This window comes from Quadrisphaera granulorum, assembly GCF_003149145.1.
GTDB lineage: Bacteria > Actinomycetota > Actinomycetes > Actinomycetales > Quadrisphaeraceae > Quadrisphaera > Quadrisphaera granulorum.
On record NZ_QGDQ01000027.1, the window covers coordinates 1 to 12715 of the forward strand.

The following is a 12715-nucleotide window of genomic DNA, read 5'->3' on the forward strand; positions in this document are numbered from 1 at the left end:
ACCTGCGCTTGCGTCGACCACGCCGTCCACCCCAGCGCGGGAGCCAGTTCGGCGACCAAGTCCTCCAACCCCGCAGCAGCCACAGCGTCGGCGTGGCGCTGGAACGCCGCACCCACCCCCTCACCCACACCCTCACCCTCGTTGTCGTTGTCGCTGTCGCTGTCGGGGATCGGGGTGGGGCCGCGGCGGGCGCGGCGGTAGATCGGGGCCAGGGCGGCCAGGTCACGGATCCGGTTGGCGTGGGCAGCGCCGATGATCTCTTGCCCGGCGCGCATCCGCGTCAGCAGCAGGGCCGCGGCCGCGACCTCTTCCCGTTCAGCGCGTACCGCCGCCACCGCCGCCCAGGTCGCGGGCTCGCACGTGCTCAGCCAGGTGCAGAAGGCGGCGACGGCGGTGTCGGTGACCTCATCGGGACCGGGCAGGGCACGCAGGTGCTCATCGAGGTGGTCATAGACCGCGGCCAGTTCGGTCTGGGTCAGGCCCGCCGGGCCGGGCAGGCCACCGGCGGCTGCGGTGGCGCGGCGGGCGTGGTGGTGACGTTCGGTGCGGGGACCGCGCATCGGTGGCCGGTTCAGCACTCCGGGGATGCGGACGCGGCGGTGGGTGCGCCGCGGTGGGCGCGCAGGCAGCTCCGACAGCTCACCGGACGGCTCAGCAGAGGAGTCGGCGGGGGCTGTTTCCTCCTGCCCGCTACTCGGTTCTGCGCCGTCCATGCCGGCAAGCCTATCGCACAGGTGTTCGATCAGACAACCCCCAGTGGGGCTGTGACCTGGGCTGATGTGGTTTCAGGCGCGGACGCGCAGCCCTCGGGGGGTGGCCGTGAACCCTGCTGTCTCCAACGCCGCCCAAGCCGGCGGACGGCCGCCTAGCGCGGACGCACTTACTGTGAGGGGGTGACCGTCGCGCTGGGAATCCCCCGTCGCCGCACCACGGCGCCCGCGGAGCCTGGGACCGCGAGCATGCCGATGCTGCCCGCGGACCGCCCGCCGGTCGCCGCCGTCCCCGGGTTGCTGGACCGGCACGGTCGCACCGCCACAGACCTGCGCGTCAGCCTCACCGACCGCTGCAACCTGCGCTGCACCTACTGCATGCCCCCCGAAGGCCTGGACTGGACCCCCGCCAGCCAGCTCCTCAGCGACGAGGAAGTCATCCGCCTCATCACCATCGCCGTGACCCACCTCGGCATCACCGAAGTCCGCTTCACCGGCGGCGAGCCACTGCTGCGCAGAGGCCTCGAGAGCATCGTCGCGGCGACGTCAGCCCTGCGCACAGCACACGGCTCCGCCCCGGAAACCTCCCTGACCACCAACGCCCTCGGACTCACCCGCCGCGCCGCTGGCTTGGCGCAGGCAGGTCTGACCCGCGTCAACGCCTCCCTGGACACCCTCCAACCCGAGCGCTTCGCGCGGATCACCCACCGCGACCGCCTCCCCGACGTCCTCGCCGGCCTGCGCGCCGCCGCCGACGCCGGCCTCGGCCCGATCAAGGTCAACGCGGTGCTGTTGCGCGGCATCAACGACGACGAAGCCCCCGACCTGCTCACCTGGGCGCTGCGCGAGGGCTACCAGCTGCGGTTCATCGAGCAGATGCCCCTGGACCCGCACGGCGCCTGGGACCGCTCCCAGATGATCGACGCCGACCAGATCCTCACCTCCCTGGCCGCCCGCTTCGACCTGACCCCCGAGCCGAGCTCCGTACGCGGCTCCTCCCCGGCGGAGCTGTGGCACGTACGACCCCTGGGAGCCGTCCAAGATGAGGACGACGACGAGCCGCGCGGCACCGTCGGCGTCATCGCCTCGGTGACGCGCCCGTTCTGCGCCGACTGCGACCGCACCCGCCTGACCGCCGACGGGCAGGTCCGCGAGTGTCTGTTCGGTTCCCGCGAGCACGACCTGCGCTCCCTGCTGCGCTGCGGCGCCACTGACGCCCAGCTAGCTGACGTCTGGCGTGCGGCGATGTGGGGCAAGGTCGCCGGGCACGGCAGCGATGACCCCGCCGCCGTCGGGTTCGACCAGCAGGCTCCCCAGCCGACGCGCCCGATGAGCGCGATCGGTGGCTGAGGTGGAACTGCTGGTGCGCTACTTCGCCGGCGCCGCGGCTGCAGCGGGCACCGACGAGGAAGTGGTGCAGATTGCTGTGGGTGCCACCGCTGAGGACCTCCTCGCCGTACTGGCCGGACGGCATCCGCGTCTGGTCCCGGTGCTCGAGGTCGCCAGCCTGCTCGCTGACGAGCTCGTGGTCCGCGACCGCACAGCGGCGCTGGCGACCACAGCCGGACGGCGGCTGCAGGTCGACGTGCTGCCGCCCTTCGCCGGCGGCTGACGTCGCCTCACGAGGAGGGTGAGTCGGTCGCGCTGGCTGACGTCTCCTGCAGCGGGCTCGGCTCGCTGGTCGCAGTGGTTGAGGTGGTCGCGCTGGCCGAGGTGGCTGCCGTGGCCGGGGCAGTAGCGGTCGGAGCAGTAGCGGTCGGGGTGGGCGCCGCGGACTGCGTCGCGGACTGCGTTGCGACAGCTGTCGCCGTCACTGTCGGGCTCGCGCTCGGGCGTTCCACCTCGCCCCAGGTGCCCGCGGTGACGGTCACTCGTTCCACCGCCGTGGCGCTGAGGGTCGCCCCGGTGGTCCCGGACCCCGCGGCGGTGGCGACCACCCCCAGGGCAGCCACCGCCAGCACCCCGGGTACCGCAGTCCGGCGACGGAACGTCATGGTGAACCGGGCCCCAGCGGCGCGGCGAGAGGGCCGCTGCGCTGCACGTCCACCGGGGCGAGGGCGCGCAGCTGCGACACCGCCTCGTGGACGACGGCGGGTGCCGCGGTGACCGCCACGCTGACCGTGCTGTCGGTGCTGGCGATGACGGTGCCGGCGTGTTCCTCGAGCACGTGCTCCAGGGCGTCCGCGTCGAGTCCCCCGGCGACGTGCAGCGTCACCACGGCCAACTCGCGGCTGGCCGTGCGACCGGTCCACCCCGGGATGGGCTCGGTAGCCGCCGAGGCCAGGCGGGCGCGACGCCGCTCGCGGGCGACACCGGCCACCTGGCACACGGCGTAGACGAGCAGCCCGGCGCCGGCCAGGAGCAGGGCGAGCCCCCGCTGGGGCACACCGCCGGCGCTGCCGCTCAGCAGGTTGCTCACCCAGCCGACCCACGGCACGGAGTACCAGAGTCGGCCTCGGACGGCGCTGGCCGGCACGGGCTGGTCGTCGTCGTCGTTCGCGTCGCCCCGGGTGGTGAGTTCCACTGCCCCGGAGGCGTCGTGACCGATCGCCACGACACGGTGGGTGATGAGCGATCCGCCACCGGCCACCTCGTACGTGACCACGTCGCCGATGTGCAGCGCGCCCGCCTCGACGGGCCGCACCACCGCCACCGACCCCGCGGGCATCCCCGGCGCCATGCTGCCGGTGAGCACCACGAGCGATGTCGCCCCCGTCAGACGGGGCACGACGACGACGGCGGCGAGCGCCGCGAGCACGCACAGCAGCACGCCGACCGCGAGCGCGGTGGCAGCCGCGCGGGCGGGTCGGCGTGCTGCCGCGGGCCGCCGGGACGCGGCGGGCACCGCGCAGTGGCGCCCGGTGCGCGCGGGCGTGGCCGGCGCCATCGGTCAGGCCGTCGGGGAAGCGCTGCTCGTCGCGGGAGACGTGGCGGTGCTGGCCGCGGGAGACGGCGCCGCCGCCACGACCTGCGCGAGCCGCAGGCGGACGTCGAAGCTGGAGGTGTCCGACTGCACGGCGTTGTTGTCGTCGCGCAGCGGCAGCGTGAGCGTGAGGCGAACGCAGGCCGCCGTCGCCGGGGGCACCGGGGCCAGACCGGAGAAGTCGAAGTAGCGGGGCCCGTTCACCACGGCCGCCAGCGAGTCGGGGGCCGGCAGGTAGGTCTCGACCACGGTGGAGGTGGTCGTCGAGCCAGGCTTCGTGACGATCTTGGTGGTGGTCACGGGGGCGGTCGGCAGGGGACCGACGAGCACACCGGGGCCTCCGGCGGTGGCGGCCGGGCAGCGTGCGTCGACGTTCTTGCCGGCGACGGCGGGGAACGCGACCGCGGAGATCAGCGCCTGGTTGGACAGGTCTCCGAACTTGCCGGAGTTGCTGTCGCAGTCGTCGTCGAACTGCTTCTCGTCGCCGCTGCAGCCGTTCTCGCGGTCCACGAGGTTGGCCAGCTCCGCGCCGAGGGAGGCGGGGGTGGCGCTCTTGTTCTCCACGAGGAAGGTCTGGGAGACGCCGGCGCCGCCGGGCACGAGCGAGCCGCTGCTGGCGGAGCCGGCGCTGGCCACGCCCACGGAGAAGCTGGCGGCGGAGACGCGGGACGCCTCGACGGTGCTGGTCGAGGAGAAGGCGGCGTACGTGGTGCCTGCGCCGAGCAGCGCGAGCGCGCCAGCTCCGGCCAGGGACGCCTTGAGGATGCGGCCGTTCATCGGGCCTCCTGGTGTGCGCCCGATCGGGCGGCGCGGGTCGTTCCCGCGCAGTACCGCCAGCGTCAGGCGCGGCGGCGCATCCGGTCATCGTCGAAATCGATGAAACCCGCCCGGCGGGCGGCCGCGGCGGCGGCCAGCTGAGAGCGCACGCCGAGCTTGGTGAGCACGGCACGGATCTGGGTGCGCACGGTCGCCTCGGACACGCAGGCGTCGCGGGCGATATCCGCGGCGGGCACGCCGTCGACGAGGGCGTCGAGCACCGCCTGCTCGCGCGGGGTGAGGGAGCGGAACGGGGCCAGTGCGCGGTCGGCGGCGGCAGCGGCGTGCAGCAGGGCGGCCCTCTGTGCGGGGGTGTGCAGGTCGGCCCCCGCGGCGGCGCGTTCTACAGCGCTCACGACGTCGGGCAAGGGCCGCTGCTTCGAGACCACCCCGCGGGCGCCGGCACGCAGGCAGCGGCCCCACCGGGCAGGGTCTTCCTCGGCAGTGAGCACCAGGACGGGGACGGCGGGAGCGAGGCGGCGTAGCAGTCGATCGCCACCGGCCGGGTCGCGCGCGCCAAGGTGGAGGTCGAGGACGACGACGTCGGGCGGCTGTGAGGCGAGCTCTGCCACGAGCGCAGCGTCGTCCGGTGACGTGGACAGCGCCGGCAGCTCGGGGCGGTGGCCGACGGCCGCGAGAGCGGCGGCAAGCGCCTGGGAGAGCAGCTGGTGGTCGTCGAGCAGCGCGACGCGCAGGCCGCTCACCGGGCGAGCGTCCGCTCGGGTCGGGGTGCCGTGGCGGCGCCGGCGGGCAGGCGGAGTTCGAAGGTCGCCCCGCGGTCGGACTCGAGCAAGCGCAGCGAGCCCCCGTCGGCCTCGGCGAGGAGCTGCGCGGAGGCCAGGCCGAGCCCCGTGCTGGTGGGGTCGGCGGTGACGCCGGCGGTGAAGAGGCTGGTGTGCAGGGGGGCGGGCACGCCGGGGCCGTCGTCGGTGACGGTGAGCACCGCGGACTGCCCACCGGGCTCGGTGCTGACGGCGACGCTCAGGTGCACGGCCGCCCCGGGCGCGTGGCGCTGGGCGTTGTCGAGGAGGTTGGCGACGACGCGGCGCACGGCGTCTTCACTGCCGAGCGCGAGCACCGGCGGTCCGGGCTGGGGGCCAGTGACCCGCAGACCGCGGGCCCGCCAGGCCGTGACCACCGGATCAGCGGCGGAGCGCAGGTCGACGACGCCGGGCGTTCCTGTGGGCGGCGGGGCTGCGTCGGCGAGGAGGCGCTCCACGCGGTGGAGCTCCTCGTGGACGGCTACCACGAGGTCGCGGCGGGTGGCGCCGGGCAGCACCGCGGGCTGCTCCCCCGTGAGGACGGCGCTGGCTGCGCGGACCGCGGCGAGCGCGCTGCGGGCGTCGTGACGGCGCAGGCGGTCCTCTGCGAGGTCGGCGGCCCACCGTTGCTGCCCGGCGACGGCCCGCAACCCCCTCACCTGCTGGGCGCGCAGCGCGGCCCGCAGGCTGGCCAGGGCACCGCACAGCGCAGCCCCGCCGGTGGCGCCCAGGGCGGCCGGCCACAGCAGCGGCCAGGGCGCAGCGGCCAGCCCGTCGGGCGCCGGCCAGGGAGACCATCCGGCGCCCGTGAGCAGAGCGGCTCCCGCGCCGGCGGCGAGCACGAGCCCGCTACTGCCGAGCAGCGCTGCGCCCGGCCGCAGGTCGGTGCGGACGGCAGCAGCGCGGCGCGCGGCGCGGGCGTGGGGGGCGGCGGCCAGCAGGCCCGCTGCCAGCGCAACGGCCGTGACCGGTGCTGTGGCCTCCGGCGCGGCGACACCGCTGCTGAGCCACGCGGTGAGGGGACCGACCCCACCGGCGAGGGCCAGGGCCAGCGCGGCGTGCGCGGGTCTGCTGCGCCCGCCGACGCGCCAGGCGCACAGCAGCAGGACCGTGGCGATCACGAGGGGTGCGACGGCCACCGCAGCGGCCACCGGCGGATCTGGCGCCACGGCGGCGATGCCCGTCGCGCCGACAGCCCCCGCTGCGGCGCTCTGAGCGAGCTGTCGGGCAGGAACGGGCTTCTCGGGCACGGCAGCCCGGCGATCGGGGCCGCAGTACATCGGACCCTCCACGATTCCCCTCCACCCCTTGAGGCGCATCCGCCACACCAGTCACAGGTGACGGTAGGGAGGGACGGCGATCAGGTCACGGAGGCGCGCCGCAACGAAAGATCAGGGGCAGGCGACCCACTCGTCGGTGCCATCGGCGAGGAACTGGTGCTTCCACACCGGCAGGCGTTCCTTCACCTCGTCGACCAGGACGGCGGCCGCGGCGAACGCCTCCCTGCGGTGCGCCGCGGAGACCGCCACGGCCAGTGCTACCTCGCCGACCGCCAGCGGTCCGATCCGGTGGGAGACCGCGACGGCATCGACGGGGTGGGCCGCCGTGACGTCGGCGACCACCTCGGCCAGCGTGCGGGCGGCGGTGGGGTGGGCCACGTAGACGAGGCGGTCCACCGCGGCGCCGTGGTCGTGGTCGCGCACGATGCCCGCGAAGGTCACGACGGCGCCCGCGGCGCGGGTCTGGACGAGGTCGGCATGCTCCGCGACGTCGAGCGGAGACTCGGTGACCACGGCCAGCGCCACGCGGCGGGCGGGCTCGTCGAGGCGGTCGGGGGCGCCGGTGGGAGCTGTCACGGGGCCAGGGTAGGTCTGGTGTCGACGTCGGCCCCGTCGTCGAGGTCAGCGCACTCGACCAGTCGGGCGCCGGCGCTGCGCAGGTAGGGGCCTGCACCACGGTCCCCCCGGGCCGCGGCGGCCGCTGCCGACCAGTGCGCACGCCCGATGAGGACGGGGTGCCCGGGCCGCCCGGCGTAGGTGGCCCGCGCCAGCGCGGAGACGGGGCGGCCGGTGGAGGAACTGGCGCTCAGCACCCTGCGCACCACGGCGGGGTGCAGGCCCGGTGTGTCGACGAGCGCCACGAGCGCGGTGGCCGACGGCGGCTCGTGAGCTGCGAGGGCGAGCAGGCCCGCGCGCAGGGACGCGCTCATGCCCTCCTCCCAGTGCTCGGCGACGACGACGGCGACCTCGCTGTCGACGGGCACCAGCTCGCGCGCGCGCTCGGCCTGCGCACCGAGCACCACGAGCACCCGGTCGCAGCCGCCGTCGCGCAGCGCGCGGACACGCTGGACCAGCCACGGCTCGCCGTCGTCGTCGTGAGCCAGCGCCTTGGGTCCGCCGAAGCGGGTACCTGCGCCGGCGGCCAGCAGCAGACCGGTGGTGCCGGCCGGATCGGGCCAGTTCGGCCGGCGCCGGCGGACGCCCTCCCGCTTGGCGCGCTGGGTGACGCGGAGGCCGGAGGCCACGAGTCGGCGCGTGAGCTCGCGGCCTCCCACGGGCTGGGCACCTGCGGCGACGAGGGCGGGGACCAGGACGTCGGGGACGTCGTAGTGGTCGGCGTCGAAACTGCGCGCGGGCACGCCGGCGGCTCGGGCGAAGGCGTGCAGCTCGTCGAGGGAGGTGTCGCTGACGAGGTGCGCCCACAGGCGGCCGTGCGCGGGCCAGCGCGCGTCGTCGACCAGCACCGCCACCGGGCGAGGCTACGCGAGCAGCGAGGCGGCGGCGGGGTCGAGCACCACCGTCGCGCGAGGGTGCAGCTGGAGCAGCGACGCCGGGCAGGCGACGTCGACGGGTCCCTCGAGCGCCGCAGCCAGCGCCTGCGCCTTCGCGGCGCCGCTCGCGACGAGGACGAGCTCGCGGGCAGCCGCGATGGTGGCCAGGCCCTGGGTGAGGGCGGCTACGGGCACCGCCGAGACGTCGCCACCGAAGTAGCGGGCGTTGTCCTCGCGGGTGCGCGGCGCCAGCTCCACGAGACGGGTGCGGCTGTCGAAGGGTGAGCCCGGCTCGTTGAAGGCCAGGTGCCCGTTGCCGCCGATGCCGAGCACCTGCACGTCCACCCCGCCAGCTGCGGCGATCGCCTCCTCGTAGGCGAGGGCCGCAGCCGCGTGGTCACCGGTGTGCGGGTCCGGCCCGAGCACGGCGTGGTCGGCCAGGGGCACATGCACCTGCAGGTCGCGCCGCACCACCTCGCGGTAGGACTCGGCGTGGCCGGCGGGGAGCCCGACGTACTCGTCGAGGAGGAACCCCTGCAGCAGGCTGGCATCCACCTCACCTGCGCGTACCCGCTCGCCGAGGGCCCGGTACAGGCGGAGCGGGCTGCCACCGGTGGCGATACCGAGGACGGCGCGCCCCCGCTCGGCCACCGCGCGCTGCAGGGCGGCCGTGACGGCGTCGGCCGCCAGGTGGGCGGCCTGCTCCTCGGGGACGACGAGCACCCGCACCGCCGCGGCGCTCCTCACTTGAGGGCTCCTGCGACACCGTCGGCGACGAACCACCGGGAGAGGAAGAGGAACGCGACCATGATCGGGATGACTGCGAGCAGCGCACCCGCCATGACCATCGAGTAGTCGGTGCCGAAGCTGACGTTGAGCTGCGCCAGCGATGTCTGCAGCGTCTGGACGTTGGGGTTGACCAGCACGATGAGCGGCCAGACGTAGTCGTTCCAGGCAGCGACGAACGTGAAGATCGCCAGGAAGGCCAGGCCGGGCCTCGTCGTCGGCAGAGCGACGTGCCACCACTGCCGGAAGAAGCCGCAGCCGTCCATGCGGGCGGCGTCGAGCACCTCGTCGGGCACCGACGTCGACATGTACTGACGCATCCAGAACACCCCGAACGCGTTGGCCGCTGCCGGCAGCACGAGCGCCTGCAGCTGCCCGACGAAGCCGAGCTCGCGCATGATGATGAACTGCGGGATCAGCGACAGCTGCGCGGGCAGCATGAACAGCAGCAGGAGCAGGCCGAACAGCGCGCGTCGCCCCGGGAACTCGAACTTGGAGAACGCGAACGCCGCCAGCGAGTCGAGGGTCAGGACGGCGCCCGTCGTCACGACGGCTACGAGCGCGGTGTTGCCGAGCGCGCCCCAGAAGTCGATCCGGGCGAAGACGTTCTGCAGGTTCTCGAGCAGGTGAGTCCCCGGAACGAGCTTCGGCGGTGTGGAGAAGATGTCCCGCGTGGTGTTGGTGGCCATGACCACCGACCAGTAGAAGGGAAACAGGGCGACGACGACGCCGACCCACAGCACGAGGTGCGGCACGAGCGAGCGCCAGTGACGGCGGAGGGGGCGCGCAGCACGCATCAGGAGTCCTCTCCGGCACGGGCCAGACGGAAGTTGATGACCACGAACACGAGCACCACGGCAAAGACACCGAGGGCGATGGCTGCGCCGTAGCCGTAGTCGTTGTTGTTGAAGGCCTGCTGGTAGAAGTACAAGACCATCGTCAGCGCGCCCTGCCCCGGACCACCGGAGTTGGGGTTCACTGCCGTGTTGGACCCGAAGAGCACCTGCGGCTCGGTGAAGGTCTGCAGGGTCGTGATGGTGGAGATCACCGTGGTGAAGAGGATGACGGGCCGCAGCAGCGGCACGGTGATGGAGAAGAAGGCTCGCACCGGGCCGGCGCCGTCGAGCTGGGCCGCCTCGTAGACGTCACCGGGGATGGCCTGCATGCCCGCCAGGTAGAGGATCGCGTTGTAGCCGCACCACTGCCAGGTGATGAGCACCGCCACGACCACCTTCATGGCCCACGGGTCGCTCAGCCACGGGACCCCGGTCAGCCCGACGGCTTCCAGCAGCTGGTTGACGAGGCCGAACTGCTCGCTGAACAGCGCACCGAAGAACAGCGTGACCGCCACGATCGAGGTGACGTTGGGCAGGAAGAACGCCAGCCGGTAGAACGCCTTGAGGCGCGTGACGTTGTTGATGAGCGCCGCGAGGACCAGCGCCATCGCGAGCATGGGGAACGTCCCCAGCACCCAGATGACGAGGGTGTTGAAGAGCGCCCTGCGGAACGTCGCGTCCTGCACGAGGAACTCGAACTGGCGCAGGCCGACGAACTCCGAGGCTCCGATGCCGCCCAGCACGCTGTACTTCTGGAAGGACAGCCACACCGAGAAGCACACCGGGATGAGGACGAAGACGCCGAAGAGCACGAAGAACGGCGCGATGGCCAGGTACACCGGGCCGAGCCTCTGCCGCGACCCGCCCCGGCGCCCGCCTGGCGGGCAGGGCCTGCCCGCTCTCACTTCACGCCGGCGCGGTCGGCGACCTGCTTCGCGGCGGCCACCGCGTCGGTCCAGGCGGCAGCCGGGTCCTTGCCACCTTCGACATTGGAGAGCTCGGTGTAGTAGGGCGCCGCGATGGCAGCGTTGTTGGGGTCGTCGTAGACGGTCGGCAGCGCCTGTGCGGCCGGTCCGAAGACCTCGATCGTGGCCTGCCCGCCGTAGAAGTCCTGGCCGGCGGTGAGCGCTGGGAGTGCGTAGGCGGCCGTGGTGGCCGGGAAGACGCTGGCGTCCGTGAAGCTCTTCGCCGCGTTCTCGGGGGTGAGGAGAGTCTTGATGTAGTCGAAGGCCGCCTGCGGGTTGCGGCACGCGGTCGTCAGTGCGAGGAAAGATCCACCGATGTTGGCGGGGCCGCCCGGAGTTCCCGTGACCCGCCACTTCCCCGAGGTGTCGGGGGCTCCGCTGGCGATGTCCAGCCCGAACCAGGCCGGGCCGACGTGCCCGACGATGCTGCTCGCGGCGAGGGCCTGGTTGTAGCCGGTGCTGTCGTAGATGCCGGCGGAGACACCGTCGGTGTGGCTCTGCACGGCGAGGTCCCAGGCCTTCTTGACGGCGGTGCCGTCACCGGCCCACGCGCCGGCCTTGGTCACGAACGTCTCCGGCTGCTGCGCCAGCGCCGCAGCGAAGACGTCTGTGGTGTTGCGCACCGAGGTGGCGCCGGTGGCGGCCTTGACGGTCTTGGCGGCCTGGAACCAGCCGTCCCAGGTGGCCACGAGCTGGCCGGCGGCCGTCGGGTCCGTCGGCAGACCGGCCTTGGCCCAGGCGTCCTCGCGGTAGTAGGTGGCGGTGGGGCCGAGGTCGATCGGCAGGCCGATCTGCTTGCCGTCGGCCGTGGTGGCCGCGGCGTACTTGGCGGCCGCGAAGGAGGAGGCGATGTCCTTCGCGCCGAGCTCGTTGAGGTCGAGGAAGGCACCGGCCTGGGTGAGGAAGGAGGGCATGTCTTCGCCCTTGATCCCGGTGATGTCGGGCACGGACTGGCCCGAGGAGAGCGTGGTGGTGAGGCGCTGCTTGAAGTCGCCACCGATGATCGACTTGGTGATCTTCACGCTGCTCGCCACGGACGCCGCGACATCGTCGACGACCTTCTCGGAGATGGCGCCCGCCCAGATCCAGAAGGCGAGCTCTTTGCCGTCACCGGACCCACCGGAGCCGCCCGAGCCGCAGGCGCTGAGCGCCCCGGTACCGGCCAGGCCGAGGAGGCCGGACGTGAGGAGGAAGGACCTGCGGGACACGTTCACGGGACGCTCCTGGGGTGAGCCGGCGCTGGCTGATCGCCGCGTCGTTCTGTGAAGGATTCTGAACGAGTTTGGCGATCCGTGGGGGGAAGTTAGCCTTCACCTGAAGAAGTTCGCAAGGTAGTGTCCAGAACATGCTCGCCGAGCGCCGCCAGCAGCTGATCCTCAGCATCGTCCGTTCCGACGGGCCGGTGTCGATCACCACGCTCGTCAACAGGCTCGGCCAGAGCGCCGCGACCATCCGTCGCGACCTCATCGCCCTTGACGAAGAGGGCCTGCTCAAACGCGTCTACGGCGGCGCCGCTCCGCTGCCGGACGAGCGCGACGAGCCGTTCGCCCAGGTCGCCGATGTGCACGTGCCCGAGAAGCGAGCCGTGGCCGCCGCGTGCGCCGAGCTTGTCCGAGACGGTCAGACGGTGCTGCTCGACATCGGCACCACGGCGCACCAGGTGGCGTCTCTCTTGCACGGCCGGCAGATCACGGTCGTCACGACGAACATGGCCGTCTTTGACGAACTTCGCGACGACGACGCCGTCGAGCTCGTCGTCCTCGGCGGGGTCCACCGGCGCCAGTACCGCTCACTCGTGGGATTCCTTGCTGAGGACGCTCTGCGCCAAGTCCGTGCAGATGTGCTGGTGCTCGGCACCAGCGGCATCGCCCCCGACGGCTCCGTGATGGACACGACCATCGTCGAGGTGCCCATCAAGCGGGCCATGATCGCCGCTTCGGAGCGGGTCATCCTCGCGGCCGACGCCTCGAAGTTTCCCGGCTCCGGTGTCGCGAGGGTGTGCGAAGCGAGCGCCCTCGACGTCGTCGTCACGGGAGCCGACGCCGACCCCACCAGCTGCGCCGCCCTCGAAGCGGCCGGCGTCGACGTCCGGCGGGTGCCGGTGCCCGCTCCGTCGACGCCCAGCCGCCTCACCGCCGTCTGACCTGT

The 12715-nt window shown here is 73.3% G+C and carries 15 protein-coding genes; 3 read left to right on the forward strand and 12 right to left on the reverse strand.

Features of this window, described 5'->3' with window-relative positions; genetic code table 11:
• On the reverse strand, nt 1-713 hold a 713-nt coding region (locus tag BXY45_RS17710), incomplete at its 3' end, for a hypothetical protein (RefSeq protein ID WP_146211255.1).
• A 246-nt stretch (nt 714-959) separates the two neighbouring features.
• Here BXY45_RS17710 and moaA point away from each other — a divergent pair.
• On the forward strand, nt 960-2060 hold the full coding sequence (moaA, locus tag BXY45_RS17715) for a GTP 3',8-cyclase MoaA (RefSeq protein WP_170131590.1): 1101 nt from the start codon (nt 960-962) through the stop codon (nt 2058-2060).
• Nucleotides 2053-2322 carry a MoaD/ThiS family protein gene (locus BXY45_RS17720; protein ID WP_211319713.1) on the forward strand — a complete coding sequence of 90 codons (270 nt, stop codon included), beginning with the start codon at nt 2053-2055 and terminating at the stop codon, nt 2320-2322. The genes moaA and BXY45_RS17720 overlap by 8 nt, the downstream gene beginning before the upstream one ends.
• 7 nt (nt 2323-2329) lie before the next feature.
• On the opposite strand, the gene BXY45_RS17725 is transcribed toward BXY45_RS17720, so the two are convergent.
• The 11 genes from BXY45_RS17725 to BXY45_RS17775 form a co-directional block, all read right to left on the reverse strand.
• Entirely contained in the window at nt 2330-2662 is a 333-nt protein-coding gene (locus BXY45_RS17725; RefSeq protein ID WP_170131584.1) for a hypothetical protein, read from the reverse strand.
• A gap of 38 nt (nt 2663-2700) precedes the next feature.
• On the reverse strand, nt 2701-3597 hold the full coding sequence (locus tag BXY45_RS17730; RefSeq protein WP_109775862.1) for a signal peptidase I: 897 nt from the start codon (nt 3595-3597) through the stop codon (nt 2701-2703).
• Nucleotides 3598-3600: 3 nt separating this feature from the next.
• Nucleotides 3601-4410, reverse strand: a complete 810-nt coding sequence (locus BXY45_RS17735; RefSeq protein WP_109775863.1) for a SipW-dependent-type signal peptide-containing protein — start codon at nt 4408-4410, stop codon at nt 3601-3603.
• Nucleotides 4411-4472: 62 nt separating this feature from the next.
• Nucleotides 4473-5153 carry a response regulator gene (locus BXY45_RS17740; protein WP_109775864.1) on the reverse strand — a complete coding sequence of 227 codons (681 nt, stop codon included), beginning with the start codon at nt 5151-5153 and terminating at the stop codon, nt 4473-4475.
• The gene (locus BXY45_RS17745; protein ID WP_170131585.1) at nt 5150-6502 is read right to left on the reverse strand and encodes a sensor histidine kinase; all 1353 of its coding nucleotides are present in this window, start codon (nt 6500-6502) and stop codon (nt 5150-5152) included. Before BXY45_RS17745 ends, BXY45_RS17740 begins: the two co-directional genes overlap by 4 nt.
• Nucleotides 6503-6601: 99 nt before the next feature.
• Nucleotides 6602-7066: a molybdenum cofactor biosynthesis protein MoaE gene (locus tag BXY45_RS17750; RefSeq protein WP_211319714.1), complete on the reverse strand. Its 465-nt coding sequence runs from the start codon at nt 7064-7066 to the stop codon at nt 6602-6604.
• Nucleotides 7063-7959 (reverse strand): DUF4031 domain-containing protein, encoded by an 897-nt coding sequence (locus BXY45_RS23915; RefSeq protein ID WP_109775866.1) that lies wholly within the window; start codon nt 7957-7959, stop codon nt 7063-7065. The genes BXY45_RS17750 and BXY45_RS23915 overlap by 4 nt, the downstream gene beginning before the upstream one ends.
• 9 nt (nt 7960-7968) lie before the next feature.
• Entirely contained in the window at nt 7969-8709 is a 741-nt protein-coding gene (locus tag BXY45_RS17760; RefSeq protein ID WP_109775911.1) for a glucosamine-6-phosphate deaminase, read from the reverse strand.
• A gap of 14 nt (nt 8710-8723) precedes the next feature.
• A complete protein-coding gene (locus BXY45_RS17765) occupies nt 8724-9563 on the reverse strand; it encodes a carbohydrate ABC transporter permease (RefSeq protein WP_109775867.1) in 840 nt (279 codons plus the stop codon).
• A complete protein-coding gene (locus BXY45_RS17770; protein WP_109775868.1) occupies nt 9563-10441 on the reverse strand; it encodes a carbohydrate ABC transporter permease in 879 nt (292 codons plus the stop codon). Before BXY45_RS17770 ends, BXY45_RS17765 begins: the two co-directional genes overlap by 1 nt.
• Before the next feature lie 62 nt (nt 10442-10503).
• Nucleotides 10504-11781: an ABC transporter substrate-binding protein gene (locus BXY45_RS17775; RefSeq protein WP_109775869.1), complete on the reverse strand. Its 1278-nt coding sequence runs from the start codon at nt 11779-11781 to the stop codon at nt 10504-10506.
• 131 nt (nt 11782-11912) lie between these two features.
• Between BXY45_RS17775 and BXY45_RS17780 the strand changes: the two genes are divergently transcribed.
• Nucleotides 11913-12710 carry a DeoR/GlpR family DNA-binding transcription regulator gene (locus BXY45_RS17780; RefSeq protein ID WP_109775870.1) on the forward strand — a complete coding sequence of 266 codons (798 nt, stop codon included), beginning with the start codon at nt 11913-11915 and terminating at the stop codon, nt 12708-12710.
• Nucleotides 12711-12715: the final 5 nt, after the last annotated feature.

What these genes read in the sequence shown, in the direction of transcription:
- moaA (WP_170131590.1), top strand. Translation starts at nt 960, where the DNA reads ATGCCGATGCTGCCCGCGGACCGCCCGCCGGTCGCCGCCGTCCCCGGG.
- BXY45_RS17730 (WP_109775862.1), bottom strand. Translation starts at nt 3,597, where the DNA reads ATGGCGCCGGCCACGCCCGCGCGCACCGGGCGCCACTGCGCGGTGCCC.
- BXY45_RS17735 (WP_109775863.1), bottom strand. Translation starts at nt 4,410, where the DNA reads ATGAACGGCCGCATCCTCAAGGCGTCCCTGGCCGGAGCTGGCGCGCTC.
- BXY45_RS17765 (WP_109775867.1), bottom strand. Translation starts at nt 9,563, where the DNA reads ATGCGTGCTGCGCGCCCCCTCCGCCGTCACTGGCGCTCGCTCGTGCCG.
- BXY45_RS17780 (WP_109775870.1), top strand. Translation starts at nt 11,913, where the DNA reads ATGCTCGCCGAGCGCCGCCAGCAGCTGATCCTCAGCATCGTCCGTTCC.